This window comes from Acidocella facilis ATCC 35904 (assembly GCF_000687875.1).
GTDB classification, from domain to species: Bacteria; Pseudomonadota; Alphaproteobacteria; order Acetobacterales; family Acetobacteraceae; genus Acidocella; species Acidocella facilis.
This window is the reverse complement of the sequence record NZ_JHYG01000003.1, coordinates 304,630-322,054: the sequence shown is the minus strand read 5'-3', so window position 1 is coordinate 322,054 and position 17,425 is coordinate 304,630. Positions and strand designations below refer to the sequence as shown.

The following is a 17,425-nucleotide window of genomic DNA, read 5'->3' as shown; positions in this document are numbered from 1 at the left end:
CGCACTCGCCTTGCGCAAGATCTCGTTGGCCTGGCGCAGTTCCCTGACCTCCCGCTCCAGAGCCTTGATCCGCTCCCGATCCTCACTCGTCGGGCCGGCTCGTAGACCTTGATCACGCTCCGCCTGCCGAACCCAGTGCCGCAGCGTCTCCCCCGTGCAGCCAATCTTCGCCGCTATCGAGGTCATCGCCGCCCATTCCGACGGGTACTCGCCTTTGTGCTCCAGCAGCAGTCGGACCGCACGCTCGCGAACCTCAGGCGAAAACTTGTTGCTCGTTCTGTTCGTCATGACACCATCCTCTCAAGAGTTGATGCCTCCGGCAAACATGGAGCGGTTCAGTCGCGGTCGACGCCGTGGCGCTTGGCATCGCCGGCGCCGCGGCGGTGGGCGTCATCGGGGCCAAGATCTACCAACATGCGGGCCATCAGGCTGTCCAGGCGAATACCAAAGCCGATGGCAGCTCAAGGACTCCGATGCTTCCGAGCCTTGCGTGGAATGCGGCGACGCGCTTCCGTGCTTCAACACCCCCGCCGGGCAGAGCGAAGCGGAGACAAAGAAGCAGTTGCAGGAGCAGCAGGACCTGATCAACAGCCAGACGCCGCAGCAGATGCAGGACAGGCTGGATGCGGCAGGCCAGCGCAAAGCGGATACGGGTAGCGCCAGGCCCGAGGGAGATGCTACGAAGCGAGATAATACCAGGAAGAATTACAAAATGGAACGCTCAACAGATCTAGCTGACCAGTATGAGTCTCAAGGATATGACCCAGAGCAAGCCGAACAGATGGCCAATGCCCAGACGGCGCAGGAGATGAAGAACCTGGACGCGACACACGCCTTGGACAGCATCGCTGGCGGCGGGGAGGATGACCCGATGGGGATGGGCAATAGTTCGGTCAACCGCTCGATCGGCGCGCAATGGAAAACGCGCGTGCAGGCGCTGAAGGACGCGGTGAAGAAGGCATTGCAGCGCGGCGACGAGAAGATGAATATCAGGCTGGAACCCTGCGAGGACTGACACGACCATGACCAAGCTCAATGCAAACTTCGCATACTGCATCAAGAAATTCGGCCCGCCCGCCGGTGGAGAGCCAGTGCCCGCCGAGGTGCGGGAGGCCTACCGGAGCCGGGTCCCACAATCTCTGCTGGACTTCTGGGAAGAGTACGGTGCCGGACTCTGGCTCGACGGCCGCTTCCAACTCGTGCGACCGGACCGCTACCAGAGCCTCGTCGATATGATCCTCAAGGGCGACCCAGACTTCCCAGCCGAAACTTCCGTGCTGATCGGCTATACCGCGTTCGGAGAGTTGCTCGTCTGGAACAACAAGAATTATTTTCTACGAATCGATTTAGTAAGCAAAACCGCTTATACACGGCATGTGTCTCCAAAATGCAGGATTCTTCCTCCCGAGCGGGCACTCCCCTCAAATTTGAGTCGCGTAGATTCCGAAGCGTACGACTTTTCCGAATACGGAACCGCGAGACCTCTTTTCGACCCAGCACTGAAGAAGTGCGGGAGGCTTTCCTACGGCGAATGCTACGGCTTCTTCCCGGCTGTCGGGCTGGGCGGTCTTGGTGTGCTGGACGAGGTGCGCAAGGTTCGCGCTGCGGAACACTTCGCCATCATCGCCCAGCTTGAACCGATCCAGCTGCGGTACAACGACACGGAGAACCGCAAGGTCGTTGTTCTGCGTCACCTGGGCGCGAACTGAGAGCAGAGATCAGCCGCCCAGATGGACAAGGACTGGTTTGCGACACTTCTCGAAGACAATGGCCCGCCTGAGCAGGCCATGCATCCGTGCCCGGAACAACTGGCCGAGCTTGAGGGGCATCTGCCGGCCGATCTGTTGGCCTTTTGGCGAAGCCACGGGATCGGAATGTGGAAGCGGGGCAAGTTCCAATTCTGCCTGCCGCAGCGTTTCGCGCCGGTGGCTGAGCGCATCTTCGCGCGCGATGCGCAGCTCATGCCAAGTGAGACGCACATCGTGGGGTTCTCGGCGTTCGGCGAGTTGCTGGCCTGGAATGAGCAGCATCAAAGTCTGCTGATCGATCTTCCGCATTTTGCCGTTCGTGTGGATAAGTTCAATGATGATGAGGCAACAGGAAGTTATCCAATCGCGGTTCCTCTCTTCATGTTGGAATTTGAAGTTTCGTTTGAAGTCTTCGCAGATACTCCACAAGCAGAACCGCTCTTCTCAAGAGCACGCACGCGCCTTGGCCAACTCTCCCTAGGTGAATGCTACGGATTCGTGCCGGCACTGCCCTTGGGCGGACCAGCACGGCTCGACCATCTGCAACGGCTGGATGCGCTGACACATTTCTCTTTCCTCGCCGATCTCGGGCGTTGCCGCTTGTTGGTTCGGCCTGCCGCTGGAGCACAGGAAACCGTCCTCCGAACCATTGGCGGTTAGGCTGGTCGCCCATACGCATCTCGTCGCGGTGGAATTGTGCCGACGTTGGACTGCACGGGCATGGCCACCAACCGACGGAAGCGCTCCAGCCGCTGGGACTGAAGACCGGGAGGGACGAACCGCTCCGAACTTAGGCAAAAAAGTGCGAGGAACATGACGGTGGGGGGTGGGGGCTTTAAGGCCCCCACACACCATCATGCCACCGCCCAGGCCGACGTGCCGTTTCCCCGCAAAACCGCCCAAAGCCCAGGTGGGCCAGGGCACGACTGCTCCGCAGGCCGAGCCGTGTCCATCTGTCCAGCACGGAATGGGGGGCAGCCTGGGTCCACCGGACGCAGCAGGGTCGGAATGGCGGCCGTCGGTTTTTCCGTCGGGGCGGTTGACTGGACACAGTTCAGCGAATCGTCTCGGAGCAGAAATCCAGGAAGGCGCGCAACTTAGCGGGCGGATGCTGGCGAGAGGGGTACAGTGCGTAGAGCGGGAAGGTCTCATCCGGCCAGCCTGGAAACAGCTCCACCAACTCGCCGCGCGCCAACAAGTCCTTCACGCCTAGCGCCATCACCTGCGCGATGCCGGCCCCGGCCTGGCAGGCACCGAGCATGGTGCCGACATCGCTCACGGTGAGCGGCCCGGACGTAGCCACCGGCAACACGCGGCCGCCGGCGTGGAACTCCCAACTGAAGGGCCGGCCCGTGCGCGGGTCACGAAACTGGATGCAGACGTGCCGGGCCAAATCCTCGGGGCGCTCCGGGCGGCCGTGCCGGGCCAGATAGGCGGGTGCTGCGACGGTGATGATACGCGTATCCAGCAGATGCCGCGCCACCAGCGCCGAGGGCGGCGGCGGCCCAAAACGAATGGCGGCGTCCAGCCCCTGCGCCACGAGGTCGCCCATTTCGTCGCTGGTTACAATTTCCAGTTCCAGCTCCTGGTACTGGGCGATGAAATCGCCCAGGCGCGGGGCCAGCACCAAGCGCGAGAAGAAGGGCTCGACGCTCACGCGCAACTTGCCGCGCACCGTGGCGGTGGCACCGGACAGCCCGGCCGCGGCGTCGGCGATGCCGTCCAGCAATGGCACCACCTGCTGGTAGAAGCGCGCGCCCTCGTCGGTGAGGCGCAGGGAGCGCGTGGTGCGGTCGAGCAGGCGCACGCCCAGCCGCGCCTCCAGCCGCGCGATGGCCCGGCTGACGCCGGAGGCCGACAGCCCCAGCGCCTCGGCGGCATTGACGAAGCTGCCCCCCGCCACCACGGCGGCGAGGACAGTGACACCAGAGAGCAAGCGGCCATCGAAATTCATGATTATAAATCACTAATCATGTGATAAAACGGCGCTTCAGTCAAAGGTATTCCGGCGTCATACCTCCGACCCAGGACGGCAACGGAGGGGTAAGATGCGGATCGAAGGAAGCGTGGCGCTGGTGACGGGTGCCAACCGGGGGTTGGGCAAAGCCTTCACCGAGGCGCTGCTGGCGGCGGGGGCGGCCAAGGTTTACGCGGCTGTGCGCGATCCGGCCAGCATCACCGATGCGCGACTGGTGCCGGTGCCGCTCGACGTCACCTCACCCACACAGATCAAGGCAGCGTCACGCGCCTGCCCGGATGTGACCCTGCTCATCAATAATGCCGGAATCATGCTGCTAAGCCCGGTATTGGCGGAAGGTGCCGAGGAGGCGTTGCGGCAGGAGATGGAGACGAACGTGTATGGTCCGCTCGCCCTGGCGCGGGCGTTCGCGCCCATCCTCGCCCATAATGGCGGCGGCGCGCTCGTCAACATGCTCTCGGTGGTGAGCTGGTTCACCAACCCGTTCAACGCCACGTATTGCGCTTCCAAGCACGCGGCGCTGGCGGTAACGGACGCGCTGCGAATTCAGCTCTACGCCCAGGGCACGCAGGTCTGCGGCGTCTATGCCGGGTTCATCGACACCAGCATGGCGGCCGAGGTAGGCGAGGCCAAGGCCAGCCCCCGGCAGATCGCGGTCCGCGTGCTGGAGGGGGTACAGGCTGGGGAGTCGCATATCCTGGCAGATACCGCCGCGCGGGACATAAGCGCCGCCCTCCAGGCCAGCCCGCACGCGCTGGAAGCCGCGATGCAGCACGATTGGGACCAAGGCGCGTCACCCTGGTCGATCTGAACCCCTTTTGAACGGAGATTAGACATGTATGCGATCACTGGAATCACCGGACAGGTTGGCGGCATGGTGGCACGCACCCTGCTGGACGCTGGCCTGCCCGTGCGCGCCGTGCTGCGTGACGCCGCCAAAGCGCCCGCCTGGGCGGCGCGCGGCTGCGAGATCGCCCTGGCAGAGATGACGGATACCGCCGCGCTGACCGCCGCCTTTACAGGGGCGGAGGGCGTGTTCATCCTGATCCCGCCGAATTTTGACCCCGTACCGGGCTTCCCGGAAATCCGGGCGATCATCGCGGCGCTGACCACGGCACTCACCGCCGCCAGGCCGGGCAGGATCGTCTGTCTCTCCACCATCGGCGCGCAGGCCACGCAGCCGAACCTGCTCACCCAACTCGGACTGGTGGAACAGGCGCTCGGTGCGCTGCCACTGCCAGTGTGCTTCCTGCGCGCGGCCTGGTTCATGGAGAACGCCGCCTGGGACGTTGCCCCGGCGCGCGAGGGTGTGGTGCCCAGCTTTCTACAGCCCCTAGACAAACCCGTGCCGATGGTCGCCACCGCCGATATCGGCGCCCTCGCCGCCAAGCTGCTTCAAGAGGACTTGACTGGGCGCCGCGTGGTGGAACTGGAAGGCCCGCATCGCGCCACCCCCAATGAGGTCGCGGCGGCCTTCACCAAAATCCTCGGCCATGAGGTGCGCATGGAGTTGGTGCCGCGCGCCAGTTGGGAGAGCTTGTTCGTCTTGCAGGGGATGCGCAATCCCACGCCGCGCGCGCGGATGCTCGACGGCTTCAACGAAGGCTGGATCGAGTTCGAGGGTACCGCTCTGAAAGGCGAAACCGATATCGAGACGGTGCTGCGCCAGCTCGTGGCGCCAGCCTGAACTCAGGTTCATAATCCCAATTTTCTCTACCCGGAGCAGTCCCACGCCGTTCCCCCCACAATCCCACCGGGCGACGGGCGGCGATGGGGGAAGACCGGGGGCGTCGGCGGGGCGCAGCCTGTCCGGAGTGCGTTCCGCGGCGAGGTGATGGATGGTCAGCGGGGGCCGTTGCGGGTGGTCAAGGGCCATCTGTTGCTTGATCGAAACGTACTACGAATCTGAGGGTCAGGAGTTCGAATCTCTTCGAGCGCGCCAAGTAATTTCTTGATATTCAAACGAAAGCAGGCCGGTCCACATGGACCGGCCTGCTTTCGTTTTGGGGCTGCCCTCCCCCCCACGATCCCCTCAATGGCCGCGGAGCGCCGCGGTTCATCCGGTGGGAAGGGCACGCGTACCGGCGCATGCGCGCCGGAGCGTCAGGCTAATTTCGCCCCGACCATCCGCCCCACGCCGGCGAGGATGGGCGGCAGGATTTCCGGCTTTGGGTGTCCGCCCTGGGTGTAGGCGCAGATGACGATCGGCCTGTCCGGGGCTGGCCAAGCCACCGCGATGTCGCCCAGCGCGTCCTTGCCGTTGTTGCCGGTCTTGTCCGCCACCTTCCAGCCCTTGGGCAGGCCAGCGCGCAGCAGCGCTCCGCCGGTCTGGCAATTCAGCATCCAACCCGTGAGCCGCGCGCGAGAGGCTGGAGAGAGCGCGTCGCCCAGCAGGAAGCGCTGGAGGTCGCCCGCCATGGCGGCGGGCGTGGTCGTATCCCTCGGGTCGCCCGGCGGCGAGAAATTCAGGCGCGGCTCGGTGTGGTCGAGCCGCGTCACCTCGTCCCCCTCCGCCCGCCAGAAGCGGGTCAGCGCGGCCGGGCCGCCCACGCTCAGCAGCAGCAAATCCGCGCAGGTGTTGTCGCTGACCTCGATGGCCGCCTGGCACATGGCCCCGACCGTCATGCCGCCATCGGCCAGATGAAGCCGCGCCACCGGCGCGTAGTTGGAGAGTTGTGCCGCGCCGTATTGGACGAAGCGGCCGAGCCGCTCCTCGCCCTTGTCGACGCGCGAGAGCACGCAGGCCACCAGCGACATTTTGAAGGTGCTGCACATCACGAAGCGCTCGTCCGCCCGCCAGGACAATGTCCGCCCGGTGGCGAGGTTGCGGGCGTAGATTCCGATGCGCCCGCCGGTCCGGCGTTCGCTCTCCGCCAGGAAGCTGGTTGCCTCATCCGCCCTGGCGGAGGAGGCGCAGAAGGCGGGCAGAGCGGCAAGAAGAACGCGGCGAGGCATGTTCATACCGGGACGAGGAGCAGCTTGGCCAACCCCGAGTCAACATAATTATCTTATGCCGGCAGCGCTGCTCATCCTGTTGAGATCAGCATGTTCAAGGTACTCCTGAAAATTGTGGCTTCCGTGGGCGCTGAGCGCACCGGCGGAACTTACGCGAACACGCGCCCAAACTTGGAAGCGAAGCCGAGTATAGTCGGTTGCGCCCTCTTCCTCTCGAAGAGTCTCAATGGTGTAAGGCTGAGCGTCATTGGTTCATCTCCTCACCAAAACCTGCCAATCGGGATGAGCGCATCAAGCTTTTTGCTGGCTGCTCTCTTTTTTTTGGCCCCGCAATTTCATGCGTTTATCTTGACGCCACCGTGTCGGCCTAAACATATATTGCGCCCGCCGATCACCGCTCAAACCGCCGGCTCCAGGCGCGCGGATGGCTGCACGAAATGGCGGCCCGCCATGGCCGTCCAGTGCAGATCGCCGGCATAACGCCAGGCCATTTGCCCGGCCTCATCAAGGGCGAAGAGATGCATCCAGCCATGATCGAACAGAGCGCGCACCTCCGGATGGCGGCCGAGGATCTCGGACATGGCGTCGCGCGGCGCCTCGATGCAGACGGATAGGCGCAGCGGATCGTGCGCGTAGCGCGCGCCATCGTGAACCGACTGCCAGGGCAGGCCGGCGCGCAAGCTGCCGCCATTGCCCTCGGCCACCCCGATCCCGCCGATGACGTTGTGCAGCAACTTGTTGCCGCTGCCGAACAAGTCCGGCGCCACGGTGGAGCCGTAATATTGCAGGCTGATCCAGCTGGCGACGACGATCGGCGCGGTCATGATCAATTCCAGAACCCCAAAGCCCTTATCCTGCTTCCAATCGTAATCATGCAGGAAGGCGCGTCCTTCCAGGCTTTTGCCGGCGGTGCGCCGGCGCGGCGCGGCGATGAAGGCCTGGCAGCCGGCAAGCGCCCATTCGGGCCGGGTTTCCGACCAGTCGCGGCTGCGCCTGTGAAGGGCCGCCGCGCCCGCAGCGCGCGGCAGGCGCAAGGCGCGCTCGGCCCGGGCAAGCTTGCCTGCCGCGGCGAGCCAAGCCTTGGCCTGTTCAAGGTCAGCCTTGTGGGCAGCAGAAGGATGATCCTCGTCATAAAGCGTCACCTCATCCGTGGTGGTGAGGTGCAGCGCCGCGACGAAGAGCGTGCCGGCGGGGATCTCGATGCCGTTCGCCGCCAGCCCGTCTCTCACCTGCGTATCGTTGAGAAGCGCGGCGAGCAGCCTGGCATTGGCCTCGCCCGAATAGCCGCCGCAGGCGCCGCAATGCAGCGCGCTGGCGTGCGGATTATTGACGACATTGGCGCCGTGCCCGACGAGCAGCACCAGCGGCGCGAACCCGCTGGTGAGCGACATGGCGCGCAGCACGGCCTGCGCGGTGTTGATCTTGACCGTCACATCCAAAGCGGGATCGAGCCGGGGCGGCGGCTCGTCCGGCGGCGGGAGCGCATGCAGCCCCAGCGCATCGCTCAGGAGCTTACCCGCATAGACCGGCCCCGTGGCCTCGACGAAGGCGAAGGAGGACACCGCCGCGAGCTTGAACCGCCCCCAGGCGCGCTTTGCGCGTGCCTTGAACCGCGCGGCCTGATCCTTCGCGTGGAGATCGGGGCCGCCAGCGCAGGAGCGCAGCGCCGGCGCAAGCAGGACCGGCAGGCGCCGCTCCTCGACATCCGAGGCGAAGCGCCGGTGCGCGGTGCCCAGACCGAAAAACCCGGCGAAGCCCATGGTTTGGATCCGGGGATTGAGACCTTCCAGCGCCCGGCGGAAGATTTCGGAGCGCACATCGATGCAAAACGCGGCCTGGAGCGCGGGCCTGGCAAGCGCCGCCCCCTGTGGCGGTTCCGCGAGCCGGCGCGCGAGCTGGCTTTGCGCGGCCCGCTCCGCCGCCTCCTGCAGGATGGCATCGATGCTGCCCTCGGGCGTTGCCGCGACCGGGGCGGCATGCGCCACGCGCACGCTGGCCCAGGCATCGGCGATCCCGGCTTCGTAGCGCAGAAACAGCGCCTCCTCCCAAATCAGCCGGATGGCGAGGATATCGGTGATCGTCTCATCCGCGCCGCCGGCAAGCTCAGCCTGCCACAGCTTGTAGCGGGCATATTGCGCCCAGCCGCCGAGGGTCATGAGCATCTGGTGGAAATATGTGTCGGCGGCATCGGCGGGCAGGCTCAACCGGTCCACCGCCCGTGCGGCCACCGCCAAACCGGTCTCCGGCGCTTCCGCCACGTGACGGGCAAAGCCGGGCAGGCCGAGGATTTCAGGCGTGATGTCGTGGGTGGCGGAAGCCCGCCAGGCGGCATAGGCGCTTTTTCCCTTCGGTGCGGCCCAAAGCGCCTGGCCTGCGTCGAAATATCCGCCAGCCCAGGCGCCGAAGCGATCGGCGATGATACCCGGCCAATCGATGCCGGATATACGGGACGCGAGATCGGCGATCGACGGCAGCGGGCTGGGTGGCGGCATTTCAACCGCCGCTGCCGCCTTCAAAGCCGCCACATCGGCTGGCTTGGGCCCGGCAGCAGCCGCGAGCGCCGCCGCGAGGTCAGCATCGCTGATCACCCCCGCCGCGATTTTCTCCGCGTACCAGCGCCGGGGCATGGTGACGCGCGCCCCCGCGATCCGCGCGAGCCGCGCCCCGGCCATGGCCAGAGGCTCACCGGCTTGCCCGAGAAACGGATTGACCGCGACACTGGAAGCCAGGGGCCAGGCGGGCGGTATGGCGCGGCCGGCGCGGTCCATCGCCGCCTGCACGGCGTGCGGGGCGGGCCAGGCGGGGGAGATTTCATTGATCATGGGCGTTGCTCCCGGCGGGAATGGATGAGCTGCGAATGGACCAGGCGTTGATCAGCCGGTCGAAGATGGCGTTGGCGTAGAGCCCGTTGGATAAATGCACGCGCAGCCCAGCCGCCGCGGGGTGGAAAGCCCAGAGCGGAAACAGAGCCTGTGCGATGGCAACCAGGCCGAAGCTCGCGGCAGCGAGGACGAGCAGCGTCCATTCGAGGGGATCCGGCGCCGGGGGGGCTGGCAAGATGCCCGCCGTGATCGAGATCGCGGCCCATTGCAGGGTGAAATAGGCCACCGAAACTGCCACCGCGTAGAAGGCTGTGCGCTGGGTCAGGGCCTTGGGCGCGGCATCCGCGAAGCCTTGCGCGAGCATGTAGGCGACGCCGAAGATCAGGATGACGCCGAGCACAATGGCCTGCGGCGATTTGTGCGCGACGCCGAAGCCGGCGCCAAAGAGACCATAAATGACGAAAGCCGAGAGAAAGGCGCGCGCGACGGCCCCGGCCTTCGGCACGGCGACCGGACCTGGCCTGCGTAGGGCCGCCACCCGCTCCACGGCGCCGCCCGATGCCAGAAAGGAATGCGCCTTGTAGAGTGAGTGGGCGACGATGTGCAGCAGCGCCAGCGGGAACAGCGCCAGCCCGCATTCCAGGATCATGAAGCCCATCTGCGCCACGGTGGACCAGGCAAGCGAGGTTTTGACGGCGGGCTGGGTCAACATCACCAGACTGCCAAAGAGCGCGGTGAAGCCGCCGACCATGACAAGCACCGCGAGAACGCCCGGCGCCAGCAGCATGACATCGGCGAAGCGGACCAGAAGGAAGCCGCCGGCATTGATCACCCCCGCATGCAGCAGGGCCGAGACCGGGGTCGGCGCCTCCACGACTTCGGTCAGCCAGCCATGGGTGGGAAACTGAGCCGATTTGAGCATCGCGGCGGCGGCGATGAGCGAAGCCGCGCCGACGGCCAGCTCGCCACCCGCGCCTGACCGCGCCGCCGCCAAGATTGTTCCGATTTGAAAACTTCCGTAAGCGGCCGCCAGCAAGAGCGCGGCGCCAAGAAGCGCGGCATCGCCAAGACGCGCGGTGATGAATTTCTTGCGCGCCGCCCGCCGCGCGGCGACACGCTGCGGATAGAACAGCAACAGCCTGTGCAGGAACAGGCTCGTGGCGATCCAGGCGATGACCAGCTGGACCAGATTGCCGGCGGTGACCAGCAGCGCCACGGCGGCCAGCGTCAGGCAGAGCCAGGCGGTGAAGCGGCCTTGCCGGTCATCGCCATCCAGATAGCGGCGCGCATATCGCACGACGATCCAGCCCACGAACGTCACCAGCAGCAGCATGGCCACGCTGACGGCATCGAGCCGGACGGACAGGCCGGCACCTTCAATGCCGATGACGCGACCATCGCCGGCACCGTGAAGGAGCAAGCTCCCGGCCGCCCCCAGCGCCGCGAGCAAGGCGAGAAGCGAGGCGGCTTCGGCCAGGAGCGGGGCGTATTTGGGCCGTGGCCCAGGATCGAAAAAGCCGCTTGCCCCGGCGAGGAGCAGCGGAACCGGCGCCAGCAGCGGCGCGAGGAATGGCAGCACGAAAATCCCCTTCAAACGCAAAGACTGTCCGGGGGTGGTAGCTGATCGGGAAATCCGAAAAAAATTCATTGTTTGCGCAAATTCGTTCGTTTTAATAGAACGATATGAGGGATCTGAACTATAATCATCTGCGCTATTTCTGGGCGGTGGTTCATGCCGGCGGCCTGACCCGGGCGGCCGCGATGATGAATCTGTCGCAATCAGCGCTTTCGGTTCAAATTCAGAAGCTTGAACACCAGATCGGGCATCCGCTCTTCGAGCGCGCCGGCCGGAAGCTGGTGCTGACCGAAGCCGGCCGGATCGCGCTCGACTATGCGGATACGGTGTTCAAGGCGGGCGAGGAGCTCATGAGCACCTTGCGCGGGCAGCCCCTGGCCACCCGCCAGGGGCTGCGCGTCGGCGCGCTGACGACCTTGTCGCGAAATTTCCAGCTTGAATTCCTTCGCCCCCTGGTAGGGCGGGCGGATGTTGAGCTGATCGTCCGCTCGGGCAATATCCGCGATCTGCTCGCTCAGCTGGAGGCGCACGCCCTCGATGTGGTCCTGGCCAACAGCGCCGCGCCGCGCGACGCGCGGTCCTCATTGCGCAATCATCTGCTCAACGAACAGCCTGTCAGCCTGGTCGGCCGTCCGCGCGCAACCCGGCGCAAGTTCAAGTTTCCGGACGATCTGCGCTCCGAACCCATTCTCTTGCCGAGCCTCGATAGCGATATCCGCGTCGCCTTCGACCGCGTGCTTGAGCTGGCGGGGATCAGACCCATCATCCTCGCCGAAGTCGATGACATGGCGATGCTGCGCTTGCTGGCGCGCGAGCGCGAGGGCGTGACCCTGGTGCCGCCGATCGTTGTCCGCGATGAGCTGAATACCGGGGTTCTCGTCGAGCATTGCCGGATCGAGGACGTGACCGAGACGTTTTATGCCATCGTCCAGAAGCGGCGTTTTCCCAACCGGCTCCTGAGTGAGCTCCTGCCTGCCGGCAAGGGGTGAAGCCGCGCCGCACCTGCGCCGATCACGGCGCAGAAGGACATATCATGCCCGCCGCCACAAACGCCGCAGGCGCAGGAAGCCATTATAGAGCCACTCGGCCAACGCCAAAATTGGCGCCCGCCGCAACAGCCAGGCGGCGGGCTTGAAGGCCGGCAATTGCTCCCAGATCAACGCGAAGGCGGCGGCGCCATTGACCAGCGTGCCATCGCCCCGCCGCGCGTGCAGACGCGCCAGCGCCTGGCCGCGGGTGAGATCCGCCGCCACGAGCTCGGGTGCCTGTGAAATATCCTGCCAGGCGATGCGCTCAGCGCCCGGGCAGGTTTGGTAAAAGCCGATCTCGCGCCGGCAGACCGGGCAGCCGCCATCGTAATACACGACTGGTTTCGGCATCTATGGCAACTCCTTCAGCAAGGCCGGAATATGCGCCTTGAAGTCAAAAAAGCCGCGCCGGGCGAGCGGCCAGCAGCGCGCATCAAACGCCCGGCGCAGGCGGTAAAGGCGAAGCCCCGCGCCATGCAGCTTCGCCTCGGCCGCGTGTAAGGCATCCGCCGTCCACCCCACCGGCGCATAGGGTGTAATCACCGCCTCCGCGCCCGCATCCCGCGCCCAGGCGGCGAGCGCGTCGGGCGCGAGCACAGGCGCGGCCAGGCCGTAAGCCCGGCTGGCCTGGCTCAGGCTGCCGGCGAGCGCCGCCCGCGTCCAGCCCGCAGCCTGTTCGCTCACCGGACCAAATGCGCGCTCGGCCGCCGGGGCAAGGCCGCCCAGCGCCACGATATTCATGCCGGCAAGCTCCAGCCCCCCGGCTCCCAGATCATCCTCATGCAGCAGCAAGGCGAGCTTGCCCCGGGGGAGGTCGTCGATGGCAGGCAGGGTTTGCATGGCGGGCGGGTTGGGCTCGGCCACCGGCTCTGGCGCCTCGTTCAGCACCCCGTAAGGCGCAAAACGTCCGTTGCTGTAGTGCGCGATATTCGCCGCACGGGCGATATAGGGCTTATTCGGCGTCTGACACCCGGCCACCCAGCGCCAAGAGAGGAGGTTGGAGGCGGCATCGGCATCGAGCAGGTGCTGGAAGAAAAAATCCGCTCCCAGAAGCCACGGCAGTTTGAGCGTGAAGCACCAGATGCTGGCAAACCACATGCGGGTATGGTTGTGCAGCGTGCCGGTCTGCGCCAGCTCCCGCGCCCAGGCATCAAAACAGCCGAACCCGGTCTCTCCGCGCATCACCTGCTCGGCCCGCAGCATCAGCGCCGTATCATCCCGTAACGCTGCCAGACGCTGCTTGTAGTTGCTCCACAGCGCCGGGCGCAGCTCCAGCCAGCCTTTCCAATAGATCCGCCAGAAAACCTCCTGGATGAATTTTTCCGCGCCGCCCGCGCCGTGCCGCGCGATGACCGCCGAGATCACCTCAGTCTCACCCACCAGCCTATGGCGCAGATAGGGGGAAAGACCCGAAACGGCACTGGGCGCGCCCGGGCCCGGATCGGTGTTGCGCCCCGCCGCATAGGCGCGGCCAGCCTGGGGGATGAACGCGGCCAACCGGGCCAATCCGGCCTCGCGGGTGGGCGGCGGCGGGCTGAATATGCCGTTGATCGCGGGTTGATTAAACGTCATGCGCGCTCACCAGGCACGCCAGACATACCCCCGCGGGCGCGCGCCACTGCCCGGACAATGCGCCCGCAGGATCGGCTCTGGCCGGCCAAAGCCCGGCTGCGGATAATGATCCCCGTTCGTGCACAAGCTGCCTTCCTATTCCTGTCGGCTTACGCAGCTGGACCGCCACCGGATCAACCGCACGCGTAAAATCATCTCCGGGATTGGCAGATGCGTGGCCGGTGAGCATCTCGCCAGCCGGTTTTCGCAGCTTTGTTTGCCCTGCCGCGGCCCTGCGGCTATGCAGTATGTCAGTATGTAACGGAGGCACCATGTCCTGGCTGCACCACCCATCCGACCAGCCCGAGGGCGCCGCCGCTCTGGTGATCACCCCGGTCAGCCACGACATCGGCGGGCTGCGTGTGCGCCGGGCGCTGCCCCATGCCAGCCAGCGCATGGTCGGGCCATTCGTGTTTCTGGACCATATCGGCCCCGCACAGTTCGAGGCCGGGCATGGGCTGGATGTGCGCCCGCATCCGCATATCGGGCTGGCCACGCTCACCTATCTGATGCAGGGGTGCATCCTGCACCGCGACACGCTGGGCAGCGCCCAGGAGATCCGCCCTGGTGCGGTGAACTGGATGACGGCCGGGCGCGGCATCGCCCATTCCGAGCGCTCGCCTGAGGATGCCCGGCGCGGCGCACAGCCGATTCTGGGGATTCAGAGCTGGGTGGCCCTGCCGAAGGCGCATGAGGAAGCGGCTCCCGGGTTTTTCCATCATGAGGGCACCACCCTGCCGCAACTTGAGGATGGCGGTATCGTGGCGCGGATCATCGCCGGGCGGGCCTATGGCGCAACCGCGCCGGTGAAAGTCTTTTCGGACACGCTTTATGTGGATGTGAGCCTTGGCATCGGCAGCGCCCTGCCCTTGCCGGATGAGCATGAGGAACGCTCGGTGCAGATCATCGCCGGTGAGGTCGAAATCGCCGGGGAGCGCTTCGGCGAGGGGCAGTTCCTGGTTTTCCGCCCCGGCGATGCGATCACCATCCGCGCCTTGGCCGATAGCCGGCTGATGCTGCTGGGCGGCGAAGCGCTGGATGGGCCGCGCCATATCTGGTGGAATTTCGTCTCCAGCTCGAAAGAGCGTATCGAACAGGCGAAACAGGATTGGGTCCAGCGCCGTTTCGGGTTAGTCCCGGGTGACGACCAAGAATTCATCCCGCTGCCGGGAAGCAAGCCGGTTGGGTCATAAGGAGGCCGAATGAGCGAGAGCGTTACCGTTACCGTCACCCGTCAGCAGGATTTTCAGTTCCTGGTGGAATTCGGGCCGCAATATGCCACCATGATCGCCGATGAGCCGGCGCCGGTGGGAGAGGATATGGGGCCCTCGCCGCAGCATCTGCTGGCCGCCTCCATCGCCAACTGCCTCTGCGCCAGCCTCACCTTCGCCTGCCGGAAATATCACGAGGACCCGGGCGAGTTTTCCGCCAGCGTCACCTGTGAGATCGGCCGCAACGCGGCGAAGCGGCTGCGGGTCACCCGCATCGATGTCGCCATCACCATGAATGGCGACCCGGCCGCGGTGCCGCATCTGAACCGGGCGCTGGCGAGCTTCGAGGATTTCTGCACCGTCACCGAGAGCGTGCGCGCCGGGATCGAGGTGAATGTGCAGGTTCTGGGGCCGGACGGCGCCAGGCTGGGGCAGTAGCCCAGGCAACGCGGCGGCCCCACGCCGCGCTTGCATTCCCCACCGCCTGCGGCCAGATTTTCCCCAAAGCAAAACGGCCGCCCGCAAAGACCCGGCGGCGAGGGGAAACGCGATGAGCACGCAGGCGCATGTGCGCGAAATCGAAACCGCCTGGCAGGGCGGGGCCTCGGGACGGGATTCCTACGTCATCCAATCCTGGCGGCGCTGCCTGGATGAGCATCATCTCGACCCGGCGGCGCGCTGCGAGGCGGTGATCCTGCCCGAGGCGCGGCTGAATGAGCATCGCGAACAGGCGCAGGCGCTGATCGGCATCGCCAGGGTCGGGCTGGAGCGGCTCTACGGGCATATCTCCGGCCAGAATTACGTGCTGCTGCTGACCGACCGCGAGGGCATCGCGGTCGAATATTTCGGCGATCCGCGCCAGGCGCGGGAGTTGCGCAAGGCCGGGCTGTATCTGGGCGCGGACTGGGCGGAGGCGCGGGCGGGCACCTGCGCGGTGGGGGCCTGCATCGCCACCGGCGAGGCGCTGACCATCCATCAGACCGACCATTTCGACATGACCCATACCCCGCTCTCCTGCACCGCCGCGCCGATCTATGATCTGGATGGAAGGCTTTGCGCGGTGCTGGATATCTCCCTGCTCACCTCGCCGGACGAGAAGCTGAGCCAGGTGCTGGCGCGGCATCTGGTCAGCGCCACGGCGCGGCGGATCGAGCTCGCCAATCTGATGGCGCAGACCAGCCGGCAATGGGTGCTGCGCTTCGCCGCCGCGCCGGATTTCCTGGATGTGGACCCTGAAGGGGCCATCGCCATCGACGCAGCGGGGCGGATCACCGGCATGACCAACCAGGCCGCCAGGCTGCTGGCGAGGGCGGCGGGGCAGGATTGGCGGTGCCCGGAGGCGCTGCTCGGGCAGAGGCTGGAGCGGTTTCTGGAGCTGGATGTGAACGGACTGCCCGGGCTGATGCGCGGCCGCCCGGCGCAGGAGCGCGGCTTGCGCACCCGCGACGGGCAGATTCTGTTCGCCCATGCCATCGAGCCGCCGCCGCGCCCAAAACCCCGCGCGGCCCTGGCTTCCATCGGCGGCATCCCGGCGCCGCTGCGCGCTCTGGCCGCCCCCGGCGCGGTGATGGATGCGCTGCTGGCCAAGGCGGCGCGGCTGGCCCGCACCGATTTGCCGCTGTGCATCCAGGGCGAAACCGGCACCGGCAAGGAGGTTCTGGCCCGCGCCATCCATGACGCCAGCGCGCGGCGCGGTGATTTCGTGGCGCTGAACTGCGCGGCCTTGCCGGAGGGCCTGATCGAAGCGGAATTATTCGGCCACGCGCCGGGCGCCTTCACCGGCGCGGCGCCGAAAGGCCGCAAGGGGCTGGTGGAGGCGGCGGATGGCGGGACGTTGTTCCTGGATGAGATCGGCGACATGCCGCTCATCCTGCAGACCAGGCTGCTGCGGGTGCTGGCCGAGCAGGAGATCCAGCCGCTGGGCGGCGGCGCGGCGCGGCGGGTGAAGCTGCGCGTGCTCTGCGCCTCGCACCGCGACCTCGCAGGGCTTGTCGCGCAAGGGCTGTTCCGGGAGGATCTCTATTACCGCCTGCACGCCGCCAGCCTCACCTTGCCGCCCTTGCGGGCGCGGGAGGATTTTGACTGGCTGGTGGCGCGGCTGCTGGCGCGGCACAACCAGGACAGGCTGCGGCTGAGCGCGGCCGCGCTGGCGGCGTTGCGGGCGCATGGCTGGCCTGGCAATCTGCGCGAGCTGGACCATTGCCTGGCCACCGCCTGCGCCCTGTGCGAGGGCACGGAGATTATCCCGGAGGATCTGCCCGTGGCCCTGGCCCTGCCGGATGAGGCCGCACAGCTGCGGGCCGCCCTGGCCGAGTGCGGCGGCAATGTCTCGGCGCTGGCGCGGCGGCTGCGGATCGACCGCACCACGGCGCACCGGCGGCTGCGCAAGGCCGGGCTGCGCCGCCACAGCTGAGCGCCACAGATACCGCCACATTGTGGCGCGTCCGGGCGGTGGTTTTAACTATTTATCAACACCTTAATTTTGGCACGCGGCTT

Annotated in this window: 16 protein-coding genes; 9 read left to right on the top strand and 7 right to left on the bottom strand. The window is 66.3% G+C overall.

The window, feature by feature from the left end; translation table 11 throughout:
• Positions 1–288: transposase (locus tag T331_RS0106140; RefSeq protein WP_026439405.1), on the bottom strand; the 288-nt coding region annotated here is incomplete at its 3' end.
• A 202-nt stretch (positions 289–490) separates the two neighbouring features.
• On the opposite strand from T331_RS0106140, the gene T331_RS19085 reads away from it, so the two are divergent.
• From T331_RS19085 to T331_RS19080, 3 genes are read left to right on the top strand one after another with little or no spacing between them, the layout of a single operon-like run.
• Positions 491–1,015, top strand: a complete 525-nt coding sequence (locus T331_RS19085) for a polymorphic toxin type 15 domain-containing protein (protein WP_026439404.1) — start codon at positions 491–493, stop codon at positions 1,013–1,015.
• Positions 1,016–1,022: 7 nt separating this feature from the next.
• Positions 1,023–1,709: a GAD-like domain-containing protein gene (locus T331_RS0106125; protein WP_026439403.1), complete on the top strand. Its 687-nt coding sequence runs from the start codon at positions 1,023–1,025 to the stop codon at positions 1,707–1,709.
• A gap of 21 nt (positions 1,710–1,730) precedes the next feature.
• On the top strand, positions 1,731–2,408 hold the full coding sequence (locus T331_RS19080; protein ID WP_026439402.1) for a GAD-like domain-containing protein: 678 nt from the start codon (positions 1,731–1,733) through the stop codon (positions 2,406–2,408).
• Between the two features lie 394 nt (positions 2,409–2,802).
• Here T331_RS19080 and T331_RS0106115 read toward each other — a convergent pair whose 3' ends face one another.
• Positions 2,803–3,702 (bottom strand): LysR family transcriptional regulator, encoded by a 900-nt coding sequence (locus T331_RS0106115; protein WP_026439401.1) that lies wholly within the window; start codon positions 3,700–3,702, stop codon positions 2,803–2,805.
• A gap of 94 nt (positions 3,703–3,796) precedes the next feature.
• On the opposite strand from T331_RS0106115, the gene T331_RS0106110 reads away from it, so the two are divergent.
• Both T331_RS0106110 and T331_RS0106105 read left to right on the top strand, forming a co-directional pair.
• Positions 3,797–4,537 (top strand): SDR family oxidoreductase, encoded by a 741-nt coding sequence (locus T331_RS0106110; protein ID WP_026439400.1) that lies wholly within the window; start codon positions 3,797–3,799, stop codon positions 4,535–4,537.
• Positions 4,538–4,561: 24 nt separating this feature from the next.
• Complete coding sequence (locus T331_RS0106105; RefSeq protein WP_026439399.1) at positions 4,562–5,413, top strand: NmrA family NAD(P)-binding protein; 852 nt, start codon at positions 4,562–4,564, stop codon at positions 5,411–5,413.
• Between the two features lie 416 nt (positions 5,414–5,829).
• On the opposite strand, the gene bla is transcribed toward T331_RS0106105, so the two are convergent.
• The 3 genes from bla to T331_RS0106085 form a co-directional block, all read right to left on the bottom strand.
• The gene (gene bla / locus T331_RS0106100) at positions 5,830–6,681 is read right to left on the bottom strand and encodes a class A beta-lactamase (protein WP_280512643.1); all 852 of its coding nucleotides are present in this window, start codon (positions 6,679–6,681) and stop codon (positions 5,830–5,832) included.
• A 398-nt stretch (positions 6,682–7,079) separates the two neighbouring features.
• Entirely contained in the window at positions 7,080–9,503 is a 2,424-nt protein-coding gene (locus tag T331_RS0106090; RefSeq protein ID WP_026439397.1) for a YbcC family protein, read from the bottom strand.
• Positions 9,493–11,082: a proton-conducting transporter transmembrane domain-containing protein gene (locus T331_RS0106085; protein ID WP_155992625.1), complete on the bottom strand. Its 1,590-nt coding sequence runs from the start codon at positions 11,080–11,082 to the stop codon at positions 9,493–9,495. Before T331_RS0106085 ends, T331_RS0106090 begins: the two co-directional genes overlap by 11 nt.
• A gap of 104 nt (positions 11,083–11,186) precedes the next feature.
• Here T331_RS0106085 and T331_RS0106080 point away from each other — a divergent pair, with 104 nt between their 5' ends.
• Positions 11,187–12,068, top strand: coding sequence for a LysR family transcriptional regulator (locus T331_RS0106080; RefSeq protein ID WP_026439395.1), 882 nt, complete (start codon positions 11,187–11,189; stop codon positions 12,066–12,068).
• Positions 12,069–12,110: 42 nt separating this feature from the next.
• On the opposite strand, the gene T331_RS0106075 is transcribed toward T331_RS0106080, so the two are convergent.
• Complete coding sequence (locus T331_RS0106075) at positions 12,111–12,458, bottom strand: thiol-disulfide oxidoreductase DCC family protein (RefSeq protein WP_008494289.1); 348 nt, start codon at positions 12,456–12,458, stop codon at positions 12,111–12,113.
• Positions 12,459–13,679 (bottom strand): FAD-binding domain-containing protein, encoded by a 1,221-nt coding sequence (locus T331_RS0106070; protein WP_081822135.1) that lies wholly within the window; start codon positions 13,677–13,679, stop codon positions 12,459–12,461.
• Positions 13,680–13,990: 311 nt separating this feature from the next.
• Between T331_RS0106070 and T331_RS0106065 the strand changes: the two genes are divergently transcribed.
• The 3 genes from T331_RS0106065 to T331_RS0106055 all read left to right on the top strand — a co-directional run bounded on the left by T331_RS0106065 (position 13,991) and on the right by T331_RS0106055 (position 17,342).
• Complete coding sequence (locus T331_RS0106065; RefSeq protein ID WP_026439393.1) at positions 13,991–14,911, top strand: pirin family protein; 921 nt, start codon at positions 13,991–13,993, stop codon at positions 14,909–14,911.
• Positions 14,912–14,920: 9 nt separating this feature from the next.
• A complete protein-coding gene (locus tag T331_RS0106060; RefSeq protein ID WP_008494283.1) occupies positions 14,921–15,367 on the top strand; it encodes an OsmC family protein in 447 nt (148 codons plus the stop codon).
• A gap of 112 nt (positions 15,368–15,479) precedes the next feature.
• Entirely contained in the window at positions 15,480–17,342 is a 1,863-nt protein-coding gene (locus T331_RS0106055; RefSeq protein WP_026439392.1) for a sigma-54-dependent Fis family transcriptional regulator, read from the top strand.
• Positions 17,343–17,425 lie beyond the last annotated feature (83 nt).